We start from the raw sequence: 18,462 nt of genomic DNA on the forward strand, positions 1-18,462 counted from the left end.
ACTGTTATCGAACGTTCTTTGTTATTAAACTCTATTAATAGTGACACTTACCACACTCTAAACCACCTAGCAATGCAGGAGTGATTTTCTCGCCTTTTTTGATTTTCTCATGGGCTTCAATCACTTTAGTATAGAATGCGTTGTCTTTACCTGAAATCTCTGCATTTTTATGGCAGTTGATACACCATTTCATGGTTAGTGGAGAATACTGATAGATTTCTTCCATTGTATTTACCGGACCATGACATGCAAAACATACTGGTTCATTAGGCTGTAAACCTTTTTCTTTTCTGATAGCTTCCTCACCAACTACAACGTGTTGTGAGTGATTGAAGTAAGCAAAATCAGGCAAGTTGTGTACACGTACCCACTCAACCGGCTTTTCTTTCGATTTATCGTAAGTAAGTGTATTTGGATCATAACCTATAGCAGTGTAGATCTTTTGGATCTCAGGAGAAATCTCTCCGTTGTATTTTTCAGTTGCCTGTACAGCTTTGTGACAGTTCATACAAACATTAACTGACGGTATAGAAGCATTTTTAGATTTAAATGCACCTGAGTGACAATATTGACAATCAATCTGATTAACCCCAGCGTGCAACTCGTGAGAGAACTTGATAGGTTGTACCGGCTGATAACCTGTATGTACACCTGTATCCCACATACCCATCCATCCAAATGAACCTAAGGTTATAATCAAACATAAAATGAAGAAGAATACAAACTTCTTATTTTTAAACATCTTACGTGTACCATCAGCAAAAGAAACATTTTCTTCTTCAGGAACTTCAATTCCTTGTTTCTTAAGAATCAAACGCTCTAACATTTTTACTGCACGGCCTAAAACAACCAATACAGCAATAGAGATAAGTATAATCAAGGCAACCCCTGCAATAGAGAAAGACGAAACCTCGTCAGAACCTGTTGCTACAGCTGCACCAGCCACCGCTTCTTTTTTCGGCTCGCCTGCTTTTGCATAAGCGATTACACTTTTAATCTGCTCGTCAGTCATCGTTGGGAACGTAGTCATCTCTACAGGAGAGAACTTCGTAGCCTCGATAGCCTGTTTGTCACCCGCGTCAACTAAAGCCTTCCAGTTTCTAATCCATTTAATGGCGAAAGCTTCATCCAGCTCTTTCAGCTTAGGTGTTAATGCCGGACCAGTACTGTTACGGTCTAATTGGTGACAAGAAGCACATTTATCTTTAAATATTTTTCTTCCCTCCACTACATCTTGCGCTTGTGTTGCAGAAACGATTAAAACAGATAGAGCCGTAAACATGAACGCCGACTTCCAAACTCTTCTAATGATCAATGAGATATCCCTCATAATGAGTATTTTATACTATTTTTTAAAAAACTTTATAAACGTAATTGATGTTTAAACACGGGGTCTTCACCAAAACGTCCACAAAAGTAAAATTTATTAACGTACCAATGACAAAGAAATGACAGTAAATACAATTTATAATCAATCTAAATAATGTCATTTTAATGCTTTAAACAAAGAAAATCACCAATTTCTTATAAAAATTGGTGATCCTCAAAAGGTATTGGATTATTACCTCATTTGTTATTTTGAATTACATTTTTAGTATCCATGCAAACATCAATGGAGCCACTATTGTTGCATCAGATTCTACAATAAATTTAGGTGTGTGGATATCCAACTTACCCCACGTAATCTTCTCATTAGGTACAGCACCCGAATAAGAACCATAAGAAGTTGTCGAATCAGAAATCTGACAGAAGTAGCTCCAGAATGGAATATTAGGCATTTCCATATCCTGATAAAGCATAGGTACAACGCAGATTGGGAAATCGCCAGCAATACCACCACCAATTTGGAAGAAGCCAATTCCCTTGCCTTCACTATTCTTGATATACCAATCAGCTAAATAACCCATATATTCAATACCACCCTTTACAGTAGTAGCATTAACTTCACCTTTCATCACATAAGAAGCAAAGATATTTCCCATTGTCGAGTCCTCCCATCCTGGTACAACGATCGGCAAATTCTTTTCAGCCGCAGCAAGCATCCATGAGTTTTTAGGATCAATCTCATAGTATTGCTCCAAATCACCACTCAACAACATCTTATACATAAACTCGTGCGGGAAGTACCGCTCACCAGCCGCTTCTGCATCTTTCCATATTTTATTGATGTGTTTTTGCAGTCTTCTAAATGCTTCTTCTTCCGGAATACAAGTATCCGTAACACGGTTGTAATGGTTTTCTAATAAATCCCATTCATCCTGTGGACTTAAATCACGATAGTTAGGAACGCGTTTATAATGTGAGTGCGCAACAAGGTTCATGATATCCTCTTCCAGGTTAGCACCTGTACATGAAATGATAGAAACTTTATCCTGACGGATCATCTCTGCCAGTGAAATACCCAACTCAGCAGTACTCATTGCACCTGCAAGGGTAATCATCATTTTTCCACCTTCATCTAAATGTGTTTCATATCCTTTAGCCGCATCCATCATAGCTGCTGCATTAAAATGGAGATAATTACGCTCCATAAATTGAGATATCGGTCCTCTTGTTGTACTCATCTTAATCTATTTTTTTGTTGCGGCAAAAATAGATAAATATTATTACTTAAAACTATTTGGCTTTAAACTTGCTCTGCGGACACCGATATTTAAAACCTTTCCACTATTTTAGGCCGATGAAAAAACTTTCGATTTGCACCATATTTGTTTTAATCACTTCAAACGTAATAGGGCAAAAGAAACTGATAGAAAAATACTTATCCAACAAAGCTGATACCACACGAAAAGCTAGTTTTATGCCCCTACCGGTATTCAGGTATAGTCAGGAAATAGGCTTAGAACTTGGATTAGGAACGCTTTACTCCCTTTATCTCGACAAGAAAGATCCGGCTAACCGAAGCTCTAACTTTACGGGAATACTCTCCGTTTCTACTAAAGGCCAATATAATGTTTCGCTAAAAAGCGACATCTGGACCAAACAAAACAAATACCATTACATTAGTGAAGTTAAGCTTAGACGGATGCCCTTTAATTTTTATGGCATTGGCAACGAAACTTTGCAGGCTAATGAGATACGTTTGGTTCAGGATCAGATCAAGCTGCTTATAGAAGCCGACAAAAAGCTCGCTCCAAATCTATATACGGGTTTTTCACTCGGCTTTGAGCATTTTAGTTTTAAAGATAAAGTACACGGAGGAATCTTTAGCTCTGACCCCTTTATAATTGGTAAAACAGGCGGTGATGTAATCTATGCCGGTATTTCTCAAAGTTATGATACCAGAAACTCCAATAATTACCCTACAAAAGGTTTTATAGGAAAGATTAGTTATCAATATGCACCTGACTTCTGGAGTGGAGAGAATTTCACGGGGAGCCTAATTAAGGTAAACGCCAGCAATTTCTGGTCACTATCGCCTAAGTTTGTCCTGGGCTTGAACGCCCTGTACCATACCATACAAGGTAGAAACACCCCATTCTATTTATTACCACAAATGGGTAATGATGAAATGATGCGGGGCTATTACACCGGTCGTTACCGTGATAAAAATCTCCTGGCTGCTCAAGCAGAACTCAGATACCGCTACAACAACCGCTTTGGAGCTGTGATATTTGGTGGTGCCGGACAAGTTTTTGATAATGGTGGTTTTGCAGTTAAGAGCTTTAAACCTTCCGTTGGTGCAGGCGGCAGATATTTCTTCGATCCGGAAAAAGGCTTAAGTATGCGTTTAGATTATGGCATTGGAGAGAAACGTCCAAATGAAAAACGCCAGACCGGTTTTTACATTAGTCTGGCCGAAGCATTTTAGGCTATTTCAATAATAAATTAAAATTTAATCTTAAAATGCTCTTTAGCCTGTCCCTTTCTAAAGTAAACCAACCCGATCCAGAATAAATCAATAGTTACAGTTACATCCGGATGGTTCTTTATTTCCGTCCAGGCTTCTTTCATACCTTTACTCCAATAAATATCATCAAATATCAGTAGCGACCCTTCATGTACCTTAGGCAGGCACAATTTGAAATAATTAAGCGTAGCCTCTTTTCTATGATTCCCATCAATATAAACAAAGTCCAGTTTTTCATGTTCTGCTATAACTTCAGGTAGCAACACATCAAAATTACCTACCTGCAACTCAACATTCTCCAATTCCAACTTGCGGAAATTGCGATAAGCAACCTTTGCGGTTTCGGGACAGCCCTCAATAGTCACCACCTCAGCATCCGGGCAAGCCTTAGCCAAATAAGCAGTAGTAATACCCAGACAAGTACCCAACTCTATGATACATGAAGGATTACAATCTTTCGCCAGGCGGTAAATCAGTTGAGCCAGTGCCGGACTTTTCAATGCATTTTTTGCAATCTCTTTTACTTTCTTAGTCCTGTCTTTATTTAGGTGAGAACCCGCTCCAAGGTCTGTAACCGTGATTAATGAATCGTCATTGAAAAGTTTTTTTCGCTGCGCCTCAATAGTTTTGTAGTCTGTTTTGGACTTAAAATCGTAAATTACCTCATCAGTAAGTTTATATACAAATGGGGAATGTGTACCGTGTCTGCTTTTAGCAGTGAAACGGTGCTTAAGAAAATCGCCGATAAAATTAAAAACCATAGTCGCAAAAATAGGCATTCAAATTTGCATGTGTAATGGAAAATAGTAAAGAAATAAATGCATTGGTAAAACTGCTTGACGACCCCGATCAGGAGGTCTATGAGCACGTTGAGAAACGCCTGCTCGAATATGGAACTCAAGTAGTTGATTATTTAGAAAACCAATGGGAGCATTCACTGGATACCTTACTCCAGGAACGCATTGAAAATATAGTACACAAAATCCAGTTCAATAGTGTAAAAGAAGACCTTAATTTATGGTATCATAGTGGAGCATTCGATCTTTTGCAGGGTGCTTTGGTCATTAACCGCTATCAATACCCTGATCTTGACGAGCAAAAGATCATCATCCAAATAGAAGACATCAAAAGAGAGATCTGGCTGGGACTACAGTACGAAATGAGCTCTATTGAGAAAATAAAGCTCATTAATCATATATTTTACAACGTATACGGTTTTAGTGGAAATACCAAAAACCATCATGATCCTCAAAACTCCTATATCAGTCAGGTGCTGGAAAGCAAAAAAGGAAACCAGATATCACTGGCCATAATTTACTCCACACTTGCCCAGAAATTAGACATTCCTGTATATGGCGTAAATCTGCCTCAGCATTTCATCCTCGGATATATTGATGAGAGCAAGCGCGACGAACAGGAATTTGGGGTGTTATTTTACATCAATGCCTTTAACAAAGGTGCTATTTTTGGCAAACACGATGTAGATCAGTTTCTTCGCCAGTTAAACCTCGATCCGCTTCCCGGATTTTACGCACCATGCAGTAATGTCGAGATCATTAGAAGAATCATTCGCAATTTGATTTCAGCTTATGAAAACCTGGGATCAACAGAAAAGGTAGAGGAATTGAAACAACTACAGGAAATCCTGAACAGCGACAACTTATAAAAACTTATTGCCTTTCATCCAACCCTCCAGACTTTTAAACCAGTCTTCTGTAGTGGTTTTATTTTTCATCCCAAAGCCATGACCTCCTGCCTGGTATATATGCAATTCACCCTTAACCTTTGCGTTTACCAATGCCTGATCAAACAGAATACTATTTTGAACCGGTACCGTCTGGTCATCATTGGCATGAACCATAAATGTTGGTGGTGTTTCTGCGTTTACATGCTTTTCATTAGAAAAATACGCTTTTAAATTCTCATTAGTCCCCGCCAAATTCTTTGCAGACCCTGTATGAGCAGATTCAGTAAATGAAATTACCGGATAGATTAAAATTGAAAAATCAGGGCGAAGACTAATCCCCTCCTTATTTTCAATTTTTACATCTTTATAATGTACCGTTAAGCTCGACGCCAGATGCCCACCTGCCGAAAAACCCATTATACCTATTTTTGATGGATCAACACCCCATTTTACAGCATCCCTTCTTACGCGGTATATAGCCTGCTCAGCATCTTGAAGCGGCCCTATAGATTTATCCTCCATAATCGCATCGCTAGGCAAACGGTATTTCAATACAAATGCGGTTACCCCTATCGACGCGAACCTTTCCGCAACCTGATACCCCTCATGCCCCATAGCCAATCCTGAATAACCACCACCCGGACAAATGATCACCGCAGTTCCATCCCCCTTACCTTTGTCTGGTTGGTAGACTGTAAGTGTTGGCACCGACACTTTCGTTATGCCGGCCCCTCTTTCCTCACGCATGGTGGTTACCTCCTGATAATCTGCAGGCGTAGGTTTCGCTCCTGGAATCTTTCCGGGATAAAGCGGCAACACTTCCTGAGCCATCAGGCCACTTGCAGCTAACATTAATGTCATGAATAGTCGGCCTCCTAAATACTTCATTTTAAAACTCCATTAAGTATGCTTTCAAAAAGTCATTCAACTCCCCATCCAGCACCGCCTGAGGATTTGAAGACTGGAAATTTGTACGGTGATCCTTCACCCTCCTATCGTCCAGCACATAACTCCTGATTTGTGAGCCCCACTCTATTTTCTTTTTATTGCCTTCAATTAATGCAGTTGCCTCCATCCGCTTGCGCATTTCAGCTTCATACAACTGAGATTTCAATAAACGAATTGCATTCTCTTTATTTTGTAGCTGAGACCGCGACTCCTGATTTTTAATGATAATCCCGGAAGGTTTATGATGCAACCTTACAGCAGTCTCCACTTTATTTACATTTTGTCCACCCGCCCCACCGGAACGGAACGTTTCAAACTCAATTTCAGAATCCTTTACTTCTATCTCAATGGTATCATCAACCAAAGGATAAACATATACAGAAGCAAAAGAAGTATGCCGGCGGGCATTCGAATCAAAAGGAGAAATTCTGACCAAGCGATGAACTCCATTTTCCCCCTTTAGGTAACCATAAGCAAATTCGCCCGAAAACTGTAGTGTTACCGATTTAACACCTGCAATTTCACCCTCCTGGTAATCCTGTTCAGTAATTTTATACCCGTTCTTTTCGCCCCACATCATGTACATACGCATCAGCATATAGGCCCAATCACAGCTTTCTGTTCCTCCTGCACCTGCAGTGATTTGGAGTACAGCAGGCAACTGATCTTCCTTATTTTTAAGCATGTTTTTTAGCTCCAGATCTTCTATTGCTTTTAAGCAGAGCTGATATTGTTCTTCCATCTCTTCCTCCGTAGCATCTCCACTCTGAAGAAAATCAAACAGCACCAAGGTATCTTCCAGCAAAGCATTTGCATTTTGCCAGGCATCAGTCCATATTTTTTTTGAGTTGATCTCCGCTATATGCTTTTCCGCCTTCTTGGGATCATCCCAAAAATTCGGCTGTAAGGTCAACTCCTGTTCAATACGAATGTCTTCTAGTCGATTTTCAACGTCAAAGATACCTCCTCAGCGACGCTACTCTGTCCCTTAAATCCTGAATTTGTTCTTTTGTCATAACCACAAATATATAATATTTATCACACAAAAAGGGTTGGATCAAAAGTACTTTCGGTCCAACCCTTTTACCGTATTATGCTATTAAACTCAGCTAAAAAAGTCCTTTCAATTTATCAATGATTCCACCGCCTGATTCTCCCTCTTTACCCCCGCTGAACAGATTGGTGATGTCAGATAACTGAAACTTGCCATCTGGTCCCGATATCTTACTAATTATATCCTGAATATTAAATGAACTATCATTAGGGTCATTTGTCTTATTCACAAATTTTCCAACAATATTAGGAATCACAGAAGAAGCTATATTTTTGGCCGATTCCAAATTGATACCCATCCCCGCCAGTTTATCCGTAAAACCAGCCGTGGCAGCCTGTGCAACCGAACTACCTTCTGGATTCCCTCCCTTAAAGGAATCCACAAGACTACTTAAGTTTCCAGATGATAGGTGTTGTTTAATTGCATCAACAATCGACCCCGAAGCAGCTGAAATAGCCGCTTCATTTTGCTCGTTCGGAACTTCACTATTGTTTACAATAGCGTCCTGAACATTTTCCTTTACCAATTGATTTAAATTGTCTAACATAGGTGTTTTTTTAAAAGGTTTTATAATCTAATCTACCGCTAATAATCTGTCCTTGCTAACAAACAGCGCATTAGGCGATTGTGTTTCAGAGCATTGTCCTGCAGCTTACCCAACATGAAACTTCAAGCCCTACCCAGTCCTATAACATCTCGCATACTTTATTGTTATTAAATAGATATAGAATTATATGAAATAAAATAAACCATTACATTTACAAAAACATTAACCATTATGCTACCAACAGTAAACTTCACAGAAACAGCTGCGTATAAGTACCTTGCCGATCATTTCATCGACCTAAACAAGAAGAGTCTTAAAGAACTTTTCACGGAAGATGAAGCCCGATTTGAGAAATTTTCCCTTTTGTTTGAGGACATTCTGGTAGATTATTCTAAAAATAGAATAGACGACACCACCATTGCATTACTCATACAATTGGCCAGAGAGTGCAAATTGGACGAAGCCATTAAGGCAATGTTTAGCGGAGAAAAGATCAACCAAACAGAAGGCAGACCGGTATTGCATATCGCATTGCGAAACCTAAGCAATGAAGAAATCCTGGTGGATGGTAAAAATGTAGTACCTGAAGTAAACAAGGTGCTCGATAAGATGGAGAAGTTCAGTCAGCAGATTATCTCTGGAAGCTGGAAAGGGTATACCGGGAAAGCCATTACCGATGTGGTAAATATTGGCATCGGAGGTTCTGATTTGGGCCCGGTAATGGTTACTGAAGCTTTAAAAGCATACAAGAATCACCTAAACATGCATTTCGTATCCAATATTGACGGTACACATATTGTAGAAACTCTGAAAGCTGTTGATCCTGAAACCACATTGTTCCTGATTGCCTCCAAAACTTTCACTACACAGGAAACCATGACAAACGCCAATACTGCGCGGGATTGGTTCCTCGAAAATGGAGCAAAAAATGAAGATATAGCCAAACACTTCGCTGCATTGTCTACCAACGAAAAAGATGTAGCAGCATTTGGTATTGATACCGATAACATGTTCGAATTCTGGGACTGGGTAGGCGGCAGGTATTCATTATGGAGTGCGATCGGCCTTCCTATTGCCTTAAGCATTGGCTTCGATAACTTTAAACAACTACTTGCCGGAGCTCATGCTGCTGATCAGCATTTTGAAAGCGCCGAGTTTGAGATCAATGTACCGGTAATACTGGCCTTGATCGGCGTATGGTATATTAATTTCTTTGATGCAGAAACACAGGCCATCTTACCTTACGATCAATATATGCATCGTTTTGCGGCTTATTTCCAACAAGGAGATATGGAAAGTAATGGAAAACATGTAGACCGTAATGGAAATGATGTGACGTATGAAACAGGTCCAATTATCTGGGGCGAGCCTGGAACGAATGGACAACATGCTTTCTATCAACTGATTCATCAGGGTACGCGCATTATCCCTTGTGATTTTATAGCCCCTGCACAAAGTTTAAACCCAATAGGAAACCACCATCCTATCTTACTTTCAAACTTCTTTGCACAAACGGAGGCCCTTATGAATGGTAAAACCAAAGAAGAAGTCGTTACCGAACTAAAGAAAGAGGGTAAATCTGATGCAGAAATCGAAAAACTAGCCCCATTCAAAGTATTTGAAGGAAACAGACCAACCAATTCAATCCTGCTGAAGAAAGTTACGCCATATAGCCTTGGAAACCTGATTGCCATATATGAGCACAAGATATTTGTACAGGGCATCATCTGGAATATATTCAGTTTTGATCAATGGGGTGTAGAATTGGGCAAACAGCTTGCGAAGAGCATCTTACCGGAACTGGATGGCAATGCGGCTATCACTTCTCATGACGGATCTACCAACGGACTAATTAATCAGTATAAGAGCTGGAGATAAGGGGATCAAACTTTTTTAATGACATTTTGTTCTAATTCAGTATTTTGGATTATATAAACCTGCATGATTTATGGAAAATAACTCGTGCAGGCATCATAATTAAAAGGGTACATTAATTCGTCCTTAAATATGAAAACAAATCATTAAAAAACGCAAAATGAAAACAGTTAGAAACATTTTAGTATTGGCTACATTGCTGATTGCAATACAAGTAAACGCGCAAACTGATAAAGCAACTACCATAAAGGTAATTGACAACCAGCATTATATTTTCAATGCTACTTCTGCAATGCCAATGGCGAATAACGACGTAAATAGGATTTTAAGCAGAATGCCAGGTAATGGTGGAGGTGGAACAATCCAGCTTTCCGGAGCGCAATACCAACTTATTGTGACTAAAGACAGCATTGAGGCTTACCTGCCTTATTATGGAAGGGCTTATAGTGCAACCTTAAACCCTGACGATGCAGGTATTAAATTCAAGTCTAAGAATTTTACATATAAAGCCGAAAAAAAGAAAAAAGGTTCGTGGATAATTACCATGAACTTTAAGGACGCCAAAGATACCCAGTCTATGATTTTAAATGTTTCTGATAATGGATACGGTACGCTTAGCGTAAACAGCAACACCAGACAGTCGATATCCTTTAACGGTTTTATTAGCGAACCTAAAGAGAAAAAGGAATAAAGAGCAAGGATTAAAGAACCAGGAATAAAGAGCAAGGATGAAGGAGCAAAGACATTGGGCGCTTAGTCTTTCATCCTTGTTCCTTGCTCCTTCATCCTTATTCCCAAATCCTTATTTTTTAGGCACTAATTTTACTTCAAATAGCTTAGGCCATTTCTTTCCGGTAACAAACAAGCGCTTACCTACAACATCCCAGGCGATGCCATTCAGTACGTTATTTGCGCGCTCCTCGCCATCTTTAAAGTAATCAGCTGGCAACAACCCCGAAAAATCAATTTCTTTCTCTACAACGCCTGATTTAGGGTCAATCACTATAATAATATTTTTAGTATATACATTGGCATAAATCTTACCATCAATGTACTCCAATTCATTCAGTGAATCTACAGGGCCATTATTGTCATACACATCTATAGACCTTTCTTCTTTATAAGTATCTTTATTCAGAAACCAGAGCTTATTAGTTCCATCTGATTTAATCAGTTGAGTCCCATCAAAACAAAGGCCCCAGCCTTCCATGCTTGCCTGATATGGAAATGTGGATAATTGCTTAAATGATTTTGCATCAAATATCAATCCTAAACGATTTTGCCACGTCAGCATCACGATTTTATCACCTACCAGACTTGATCCTTCGCCAAAATACTGATCATCCAATTTAATCTGTTGCAATACTTTCCCAGATTTTACATCTACCCAACGTAGGGTTGAATGTTTTTCCTGTCCAGTACTTTCCAAAAACCGACCATTATGGTATTCCAGACCTTGTGTATAAGCCGAAGTATCGTGCGGCATGGTATTGATTACCTTATATCCATACAGCTCCGGTTTAACCGCCGATTTAAGCTCTATATTGATCGTTAGGGTATCTTTAACTGTTCCATTGTCTACAACAGCAGTAATTAGCTTATACCCCAACGACAGACCTGCAGTACTTACAGAAATCGCATCAGCGTTATTCTTTATACCTACTTCCTTGCCATCCAATAAATAGGTCGCAGAAGTCACATGTGCTCCTTCCGGAACATCCAGTGCAATTTTTACTTCATCACCAAGTCCAAAAGACTGGCCCTGCTCAGGCAACCTAAATGAAAAAGCCGGAGCAGATGATTTTTCCTTGCAGGAAATCACAAACAATAAACTAAATAACAAGCAAACGACAGGCATTGCTTTACTAAATGTACTTTTAACTTGGCCAGAATGCATCTTCAATATGATTAATTTTATAAAGGTGTTTATTTTCAAAAACAATTGCAATAATGTCAAAACGAATCTCTCCTTCATGCTGCTTCATTTCTATATAGGCTGAAGAGGCAAACTCAAGCTGCTTCTCCTTTTTATAATTCACAAATTCCTCAGGTTGCCCATAATCTACTGAAGTACGTGTTTTCACTTCGACAAAAACAATGGTCCCCTGCAGATCTGCAATTATATCTACTTCCGCTCTTGCACATTTCCAGTTCGTATTTAAAATCCTATAACCGGAATTCTCCAGATAAGCTACAGCAATTTCTTCGCCCCGTTTACCCAGATCATTGTGCGTTGCCATCTCTATTTTAAGATTGTAATGCCTAAATGTTTAGAAATCTCCTTCTCCACCCCTTTCATCGCCACAAATCTTTGCATTAAAATCTCTATATTCACAGGGTCTACTTCCGTTTTAATTTCGTGAGCAATATCGGAAAGAATTCCTGCTATTTTGGCTTTTTTCAAGTGAAATAAACCACCCAAAATAGTCGCTTTCAAGTTTTCACTTTCATCCTTAACATAAATATTATGTTTAGCCTCCCAATTCTCACTTAAGATGTAGGGCGATGTGGAAAGCGTAATCGCAAGGTCCGCAATTTCACGATCCTGACTTTTTATAAATTGACTGGCAACAGGCAAGTGCCCATTTTCAATTTCCTCCCTATAGTTTTCAATAATACGGTTACAGAGCCTATCTTCGAAGACCACATCCGTTAAATTCTGGATAATAAACGATCCAATATACATATTATCGATACCATCCCAGGTAACCAACTCGTGGCCAAATGCCAACAATAACCGTACAATTTCCCGTTCCTGAATCTGATCATTGCTGGCTTGAGCTGTTGGAGCAGGCGCCTCATAAGGGCCAGAGCTTTCAAACAGGTTATCTGGCGGTCCATCTTCGTAAGGCTGATAGGCGTTGTTTTGATGTTGCTGAAAAGACTGTGTCTGCGGACTTGGAGTATTCCCGGAAGCTTTCTTAAACTTTGCAATCCGCATTTTGCTGAGTTCAGACAGTAATGTCTTTTCCTCAACCTGCAATAAACTGCTACATTCTCTTATAAAAACTGCTGCCTTAATCTCATCTGGGATCTTGGCAATACTTTCTATGATATCTCTGATGATGCCAGCCCTTTTTATTGGGTCGGTACCAGCCTCTTTAAGTAAGATATTGGCTTTATATAAAATAAAGTCCCTGCGGTTACTCTCTATGTATTTTTTAAACTCTCCAGATCCTACATGGTGCATATAAGAATCCGGATCATGGCCATCCGGAAAAAGCACAACTTTAACATTGAGCCCCTCTTCCAGGATCATATCCAATCCACGCAAAGAGGCCTTTATCCCCGCAGCATCCCCGTCATAAAGAATAGTCACATTCTCTGTAAATCTACCAATCAACCGGATCTGCTCAGTGGTTAAAGAAGTACCTGATGAAGCCACCACATTCTCTATCCCAGCCTGGTGCACAGCCAGTACATCTGCATAACCCTCGACCAGATAGCAATTGTCGAATTCCCTAATGGCCTTCTTTGCATGATACAAACCATACAACACATTAGATTTGTGGTAAATATCACTCTCCGGAGAGTTTACGTACTTAGGAACATTCTTATCCGTTTTTAAAGTCCGCCCACCAAAGCCAATTACCCGACCTGTAAAGTTGTGAATAGGAAACAATACCCGACCTCTAAAGCGGTCATATAACTTGCCTTTATCATTTCTGATGGCCAGTCCTGTTTTTTCAAGGTATTCTTCCTTATGTCCGGCAGCAACTGAACTTTGAATCAGCGCATCCCATGAATCGGGTGAATAACCTACCTGGAATTTCTTTAAAATATCCTCCCTAAAGCCACGCTCTTTAAAATAGCTTAATCCTATTGCACGGCCATCACTACCCGTCCACAACTCATTGGAGAAATAGTTGGCGGCGTATTCGGAAACAATGTATAAACTTTCACGCGCATTCTGGGCTTCAATATTTTGGGGCGACTGTACCGTCTCCTCTACCTCAATATTGTATTTCTGCGCAAGGTATTTCAGTGCCTCCGGGTAAGAATACTTCTCGTGGTCCATAATAAAATGGACCGAATCTCCCCCTTTACCACAACCAAAGCACTTATAAATCCCTTTAGTAACTGAAACGTTAAAAGAAGGTGTTTTCTCATTATGAAAAGGGCAGTTCCCAATTAAACTGGTACCCCGCTTCTTTAGCGCAACAAAATCACCCACCACCTCTTCAATGCGGGCAGTGTCCATTATTTTGTTGATCGTATCCTGATTAATCATTCCTTCCTCTTCCTCCTGTCAATTGTAAATTATTTTTTATTAATTCTGCTGAAATCCAAATCCTGGAAATCATAGCTAAAGTCTGTCAATGGTGAAATAGCTTCCATTTTTATTCCGCTTGCCTGCCCATCTTTTCCTAAAGCAAAAATAACATAAGCATCCGCATTCATGCTACTGTCATTCCATTTTACAATAAACGTATTTCCTTTATAAAAGGACATCTTCCCTTTTAATTTAGGAGATTTAATCGCTTGAAACCATAAATCGGCTCCATTTTTAACCACATTAATTTCCCCAAACCAGTCATCTCTAAATTTTCCAGTATATATATCCAGATCGGGTTTGGCGATGTTCTTATTTTGTGCCGCCGCAATATCAGCCCAAACTTTTTTAGTTATGGCCTCGCCCTCTTCATGACTTTTTAATTCATTGGTTCTATATTGCTTGATACGGTCCTTTCCCTTAATACCAAAATATCCATCTTTAATAGAATTCGTAATTGCTGTAAAAGCTGCTCCGGACTCTTGATTGGTCAGGACAATAATACCCAACTTAAGTTCCGGAATTAGCGTTACCTGAGTTACAATGCCTCCAAGGCCACCTGTATGTGATGCTTGCAAATAACCATTCACATCACTCAAAAACCAACCTAAGCCGTAGCTGTTAAAATGCGTGTTGTAGGGCGATCCACCACCCATAATGGTTTGCGGACTCCACATTTCCTGATGCGATGCAGCTGTAAATATCTTTTTACTCAGATTTTCTCCGTATTTACCATCATTCAATTGCATAACTGCCCATTTACTCATTTCAGCTACATTAGACCAAATCCCGCCCGCTGCATTCGCAATAGAGGTAAATTCCTTCCCAATCACAGTGATTTTACCATTAACAGGAGCGTGCGCATCGATTGAATTTCTATTGTCTTTTAAACGCGAATAATCTGCTGCACTTTCGGTCATGCCTAATGGCCTCATGATCCGCTGCTCGATAAAGTCTTCCCAGGTCATGCCAGATACCTTTGCCAAAACCTCTCCAGCCACCACATACAACAGGTTATCATAATCAAACTTGGTTCTAAATCCTGATACAGGTTTCAAAAACCTTAAATTATGAATCAGTTCCGCTTTAGTTACAGTAGTAGAATCTGGCCAGATCATCAAATCGCCGGCACCAAGCCCCAGTCCGCTTCGATGTGTCAACAAATCCCTAACGGTGAACTCCTGAGTTACATAAGGATTATACATTTTAAAGTCAGCGATCAGGTCTACCACCTTATCATCCCAGCGCAACTTCCCTTCATCAACCAGAATAGCCAGGCCCGCGGCAGTAAAGGCTTTACTATTGGACGCAATTCCAAAAAGCGTATGATCCGTTACAGATGCTTTTGTCTGCAGTGACCGTACACCATAACCTTTGCTGTGAATCACTCTACCATCTTTTACAATAGCAACCGCAATTCCCGGAACATCAAAAGTAACAAGCGCCTTTTGAACCAGGCTATCTACCTGCGCTGAGCTCAATTGCGCTTTTACAGCAAAGTTAAACAGCAATAAAGCCAGTAAGCCCATGATTTTGTTTCTATTCATAGAGAAAATACTTGTTTTATAAAGTTATAAAAAAACCTTCTTCTTCGTTATTTACCCATGTGGTAATCTCTTTGCAAAACCAACACACTAGCCCTTTCCTGCTTCTTCATCGGAACATTCCAATTTCCCTGATAGCTGATCTTGGCAGGCAACTTCTCCTCCCCAAAATAACGCATTTCAATGTTCATTTGGACATTGAAATCAAAAAGCATATTGCTGTATTTCATATCCACATATCTACCCAGAATTTCAAAGTTACGCTTATCAAAAATAGTCGTTAGTTCTTTAATCATTAGGCCATCCTTAGTCCAATTGCTCAGGTCGGGCTTTACCGTAACCTTAAAACGGTAAACAGGAATGGAGTCCAGATACGTTCCGCTATAAAAGCTATAATCATAATACTGCCGCATATTGGCAGTAAAAATCTCTGTTTTACTACCTATAAAGGGCAATCCCTTAACCGGTCGGCCTGGAGAAAAGATCAATGTTTTTAATTTGTCTTTATACCCTGCAAGAGCTCCATCTGCCTTCCCAGCAACTGATTCGGAAGAATAGGAAGACTGATAAGCGTTCATAAAAATATAGTCAAACATCTCAACCGTATAAAGGTCATATTTCCCATTTTTCTTAAAAAGCTTACCGGTATCCTGTTTTACCAGATATTCCAGCCATGGAGCCGAAGCATTCCGCTTCACCTTACTGTATAAACGCCCGGTTACCTTGTTCTTTTTATCGTACGTGTAAATGTTATTCTCGGCTATAAACGCATATTTCTTCATATTTCGAAAAGCCTGGTAAAAGCTCGTATCAGAAATCACAGCTCTGATAAAAGTCTCGGCACTTAAACGCTCAGCAGTAATATTTACAGCAGAATCCAGCTGAACGGTTTTAATCGTATCCGGATTAAAGCGGGGAACCACCTGCCCAAACCCTTTAAAAGACAACACCACCAGAGCTGTAAACAAGAGTAATCTCTTCATTAATTACCCAACTGCTTTACTGCCATATAAGCCATTAAGCCTGTAGATAGCTTCAAAGCATCTTCGTCTATGTCAAAATTTGGCGTATGCACAGAATAACAGGTGTCCTTCTCTTTATTCCCGGTGCCTAATCTGTAGAAACAGGCATCGGTAATCTGCGAGTAATAAGCAAAGTCTTCAGCAGCCATCCAGATATCCAAATCAACTACATTTTCCTTACCTAAATAATCTTCGGCACTTGCACGCACATTTGCGGTTACTTGCGGCTCATTGATTAAATAAGGGTAACCATCCATAATGTTAAATTCACAGCTTCCGCCCATGCTTTCTGCAATGCCTTCGGCCATTTTTTTCATCAAACGTTTAGCTTCCTTACGCCATTCCTCATTCAGTGTCCTGAAAGTACCTTCCAGTTTTACCTCATTAGGAATGATATTCGTTGCACCATTGGCAATTACCTTACCAAAAGAAAGCACCGATGGTAAACGCGGATCGGCATTTCTGCTCACAATCTGTTGTAAGGCCACTACAATATGTGAGGCAATCAAAACCGGATCTATATTCTGATGTGGCTGAGCTCCATGCCCGCCTTTACCGCGCACAGTTACATATAGCTCATCTGTAGAGGCCATATAAATACCTGAGCGGAAACCTACCTTACCCGACTCAATCAAAGGCATTACATGCTGCCCGATGATCTGCTGAGGTTTAGGATTTTCCAATACACCTTCTTTGATCATGATGCTTGCCCCACCAGGCAACATTTCTTCTGCAGGCTGAAATATCAATTTCACAGTCCCACCAAACTCTCCCTTCAAACTATTCAAAATATAGGCTGTCCCCAGCAAAGAAGAGCTATGTACATCATGACCACAGGCATGCATTACACCCGAATTTTTAGAAGCATAAGGTTTATCATTAGCCTCCAATATCGGCAATGCGTCCATATCAGCACGCAAAGCGATGATCTTGTCCGAAGGAAGCTCACCGGTAATCAATCCAACAACGCCTGTATTGGCCATTTCAGTAAAAGGAATACCCCAATCTGTTAAAATACCCTTAATAAATGCTGAAGTTTGAAATTCCTTAAAAGAAAGCTCCGGATTAGCATGCAAGTGGTGACGATAGCCCACAACCTGCTCAAATATATCGCCGGAAAGTGCCTTAATCTTATCTTTAATTATCATTGCTGTAATTTAAATTAGGTGCATTAATCTTTTCCCTGAAAATAAACAACGTAGGGAATATCTGTCTAAGCTCATTCATTAAGTGCTGTGCTTCCAGCCGTGTTCTGAAATCACCTACCCGTAAATAATAATTTGGTTGCTTATAAGTAATGTAGGTATTTAACTCAGGATAGCTGGAGTTGAATTTACTCTGCTCGTTAAAAACCTCACGCCTGTCCGATCCGTAAAAGATCTGTACGCGGTAACCCATTTGTGAAACAAGCGTTGTTCCCGGTCTGCCACTCCCTGCCGTTCCCGGAGTACTGGTAGCTGCAGATTTTAAATTTAATTCTATGCGTTTGGCAATTAAACTGTCTATCATAGGGTCCTTTACTACCGAAACTACCCCCTTTGTTTGAGCAAATGCGACAGCAGAAAAACAACACAATAAGCCAGTTAACAATTTTTTCATGAAAGAATATAAAAAAAGAATGCCGAATTCTTTACAAAACTCGGCATTCTATATGTTTATTAC

At 39.8% G+C, this 18,462-nt stretch carries 17 protein-coding genes; 4 read left to right on the plus strand and 13 right to left on the minus strand.

Translation table 11 applies throughout. The features are described 5' to 3' along the window. Positions 1-34: 34 nt before the first annotated feature. Together P0Y49_19875 and P0Y49_19880 are read right to left on the minus strand one after the other, a co-directional pair. On the minus strand, positions 35-1,330 hold the full coding sequence (locus P0Y49_19875) for a c-type cytochrome (GenBank protein WEK19038.1): 1,296 nt from the start codon (positions 1,328-1,330) through the stop codon (positions 35-37). A gap of 253 nt (positions 1,331-1,583) precedes the next feature. Then, positions 1,584-2,564 carry a deoxyhypusine synthase family protein gene (locus P0Y49_19880; GenBank protein ID WEK19039.1) on the minus strand — a complete coding sequence of 327 codons (981 nt, stop codon included), beginning with the start codon at positions 2,562-2,564 and terminating at the stop codon, positions 1,584-1,586. A gap of 116 nt (positions 2,565-2,680) precedes the next feature. Between P0Y49_19880 and P0Y49_19885 the strand changes: the two genes are divergently transcribed. Next, positions 2,681-3,811: a BamA/TamA family outer membrane protein gene (locus tag P0Y49_19885; GenBank protein WEK19040.1), complete on the plus strand. Its 1,131-nt coding sequence runs from the start codon at positions 2,681-2,683 to the stop codon at positions 3,809-3,811. 17 nt (positions 3,812-3,828) lie between these two features. Here P0Y49_19885 and P0Y49_19890 read toward each other — a convergent pair whose 3' ends face one another. After that, entirely contained in the window at positions 3,829-4,611 is a 783-nt protein-coding gene (locus tag P0Y49_19890) for a class I SAM-dependent methyltransferase (protein WEK19041.1), read from the minus strand. A gap of 35 nt (positions 4,612-4,646) precedes the next feature. On the opposite strand from P0Y49_19890, the gene P0Y49_19895 reads away from it, so the two are divergent. Next, entirely contained in the window at positions 4,647-5,516 is an 870-nt protein-coding gene (locus tag P0Y49_19895; protein ID WEK19042.1) for a transglutaminase-like domain-containing protein, read from the plus strand. Here P0Y49_19895 and P0Y49_19900 read toward each other — a convergent pair. From P0Y49_19900 to P0Y49_19910, 3 genes are all read right to left on the minus strand, one after another. Further along, a complete protein-coding gene (locus P0Y49_19900) occupies positions 5,511-6,425 on the minus strand; it encodes an alpha/beta hydrolase (protein WEK19043.1) in 915 nt (304 codons plus the stop codon). The genes P0Y49_19895 and P0Y49_19900 overlap by 6 nt on opposite strands. 1 nt (position 6,426) lies before the next feature. Next, positions 6,427-7,501, minus strand: a protein-coding gene (gene prfB, locus P0Y49_19905) for a peptide chain release factor 2 (GenBank protein ID WEK19044.1) whose coding sequence is annotated in 2 segments (ribosomal slippage) — positions 6,427-7,440 and positions 7,442-7,501 — 1,074 coding nt in all. Because the reading frame shifts where the segments join, the coding sequence is not laid out codon by codon here. Between the two features lie 93 nt (positions 7,502-7,594). Continuing rightward, complete coding sequence (locus tag P0Y49_19910) at positions 7,595-8,086, minus strand: hypothetical protein (GenBank protein WEK19045.1); 492 nt, start codon at positions 8,084-8,086, stop codon at positions 7,595-7,597. 231 nt (positions 8,087-8,317) lie between these two features. On the opposite strand from P0Y49_19910, the gene pgi reads away from it, so the two are divergent. Both pgi and P0Y49_19920 read left to right on the plus strand, forming a co-directional pair. Further along, positions 8,318-9,964 (plus strand): glucose-6-phosphate isomerase, encoded by a 1,647-nt coding sequence (gene pgi, locus P0Y49_19915; protein ID WEK19046.1) that lies wholly within the window; start codon positions 8,318-8,320, stop codon positions 9,962-9,964. A 157-nt stretch (positions 9,965-10,121) separates the two neighbouring features. Then, complete coding sequence (locus P0Y49_19920) at positions 10,122-10,652, plus strand: DUF4251 domain-containing protein (protein WEK19047.1); 531 nt, start codon at positions 10,122-10,124, stop codon at positions 10,650-10,652. Between the two features lie 111 nt (positions 10,653-10,763). Here P0Y49_19920 and P0Y49_19925 read toward each other — a convergent pair whose 3' ends face one another. From P0Y49_19925 to P0Y49_19955, 7 genes are read right to left on the minus strand one after another with little or no spacing between them, the layout of a single operon-like run. Then, on the minus strand, positions 10,764-11,858 hold the full coding sequence (locus P0Y49_19925; protein WEK19048.1) for a glutaminyl-peptide cyclotransferase: 1,095 nt from the start codon (positions 11,856-11,858) through the stop codon (positions 10,764-10,766). After that, positions 11,839-12,201: a YraN family protein gene (locus P0Y49_19930; GenBank protein ID WEK19049.1), complete on the minus strand. Its 363-nt coding sequence runs from the start codon at positions 12,199-12,201 to the stop codon at positions 11,839-11,841. Before P0Y49_19930 ends, P0Y49_19925 begins: the two co-directional genes overlap by 20 nt. Before the next feature lie 2 nt (positions 12,202-12,203). Further along, entirely contained in the window at positions 12,204-14,192 is a 1,989-nt protein-coding gene (dnaG, locus tag P0Y49_19935) for a DNA primase (protein WEK19050.1), read from the minus strand. A gap of 29 nt (positions 14,193-14,221) precedes the next feature. Further along, positions 14,222-15,781 carry a serine hydrolase gene (locus tag P0Y49_19940; protein WEK19051.1) on the minus strand — a complete coding sequence of 520 codons (1,560 nt, stop codon included), beginning with the start codon at positions 15,779-15,781 and terminating at the stop codon, positions 14,222-14,224. Between the two features lie 47 nt (positions 15,782-15,828). Beyond that, the gene (locus tag P0Y49_19945) at positions 15,829-16,761 is read right to left on the minus strand and encodes a hypothetical protein (protein WEK19052.1); all 933 of its coding nucleotides are present in this window, start codon (positions 16,759-16,761) and stop codon (positions 15,829-15,831) included. Beyond that, positions 16,761-17,948: a M20 family metallopeptidase gene (locus P0Y49_19950; protein ID WEK19053.1), complete on the minus strand. Its 1,188-nt coding sequence runs from the start codon at positions 17,946-17,948 to the stop codon at positions 16,761-16,763. The genes P0Y49_19945 and P0Y49_19950 overlap by 1 nt, the downstream gene beginning before the upstream one ends. Next, a complete protein-coding gene (locus P0Y49_19955; GenBank protein ID WEK19054.1) occupies positions 17,938-18,399 on the minus strand; it encodes an SPOR domain-containing protein in 462 nt (153 codons plus the stop codon). Before P0Y49_19955 ends, P0Y49_19950 begins: the two co-directional genes overlap by 11 nt. Positions 18,400-18,462 lie beyond the last annotated feature (63 nt).

Origin of the sequence: Candidatus Pedobacter colombiensis, assembly GCA_029202485.1 — a bacterium.
GTDB classification, from domain to species: Bacteria; Bacteroidota; Bacteroidia; order Sphingobacteriales; family Sphingobacteriaceae; genus Pedobacter; species Pedobacter colombiensis.

Coding starts and splice junctions, on each gene's coding strand:
- P0Y49_19875 (WEK19038.1), bottom strand. CDS start 1,330: ATGAGGGATATCTCATTGATCATTAGAAGAGTTTGGAAGTCGGCGTTC.
- P0Y49_19880 (WEK19039.1), bottom strand. CDS start 2,564: ATGAGTACAACAAGAGGACCGATATCTCAATTTATGGAGCGTAATTAT.
- P0Y49_19885 (WEK19040.1), top strand. CDS start 2,681: ATGAAAAAACTTTCGATTTGCACCATATTTGTTTTAATCACTTCAAAC.
- P0Y49_19890 (WEK19041.1), bottom strand. CDS start 4,611: ATGGTTTTTAATTTTATCGGCGATTTTCTTAAGCACCGTTTCACTGCT.
- P0Y49_19895 (WEK19042.1), top strand. CDS start 4,647: ATGGAAAATAGTAAAGAAATAAATGCATTGGTAAAACTGCTTGACGAC.
- P0Y49_19900 (WEK19043.1), bottom strand. CDS start 6,425: ATGAAGTATTTAGGAGGCCGACTATTCATGACATTAATGTTAGCTGCA.
- P0Y49_19910 (WEK19045.1), bottom strand. CDS start 8,086: ATGTTAGACAATTTAAATCAATTGGTAAAGGAAAATGTTCAGGACGCT.
- pgi (WEK19046.1), top strand. CDS start 8,318: ATGCTACCAACAGTAAACTTCACAGAAACAGCTGCGTATAAGTACCTT.
- P0Y49_19920 (WEK19047.1), top strand. CDS start 10,122: ATGAAAACAGTTAGAAACATTTTAGTATTGGCTACATTGCTGATTGCA.
- P0Y49_19925 (WEK19048.1), bottom strand. CDS start 11,858: ATGCATTCTGGCCAAGTTAAAAGTACATTTAGTAAAGCAATGCCTGTC.
- P0Y49_19930 (WEK19049.1), bottom strand. CDS start 12,201: ATGGCAACGCACAATGATCTGGGTAAACGGGGCGAAGAAATTGCTGTA.
- dnaG (WEK19050.1), bottom strand. CDS start 14,192: ATGATTAATCAGGATACGATCAACAAAATAATGGACACTGCCCGCATT.
- P0Y49_19940 (WEK19051.1), bottom strand. CDS start 15,781: ATGAATAGAAACAAAATCATGGGCTTACTGGCTTTATTGCTGTTTAAC.
- P0Y49_19945 (WEK19052.1), bottom strand. CDS start 16,761: ATGAAGAGATTACTCTTGTTTACAGCTCTGGTGGTGTTGTCTTTTAAA.
- P0Y49_19950 (WEK19053.1), bottom strand. CDS start 17,948: ATGATAATTAAAGATAAGATTAAGGCACTTTCCGGCGATATATTTGAG.
- P0Y49_19955 (WEK19054.1), bottom strand. CDS start 18,399: ATGAAAAAATTGTTAACTGGCTTATTGTGTTGTTTTTCTGCTGTCGCA.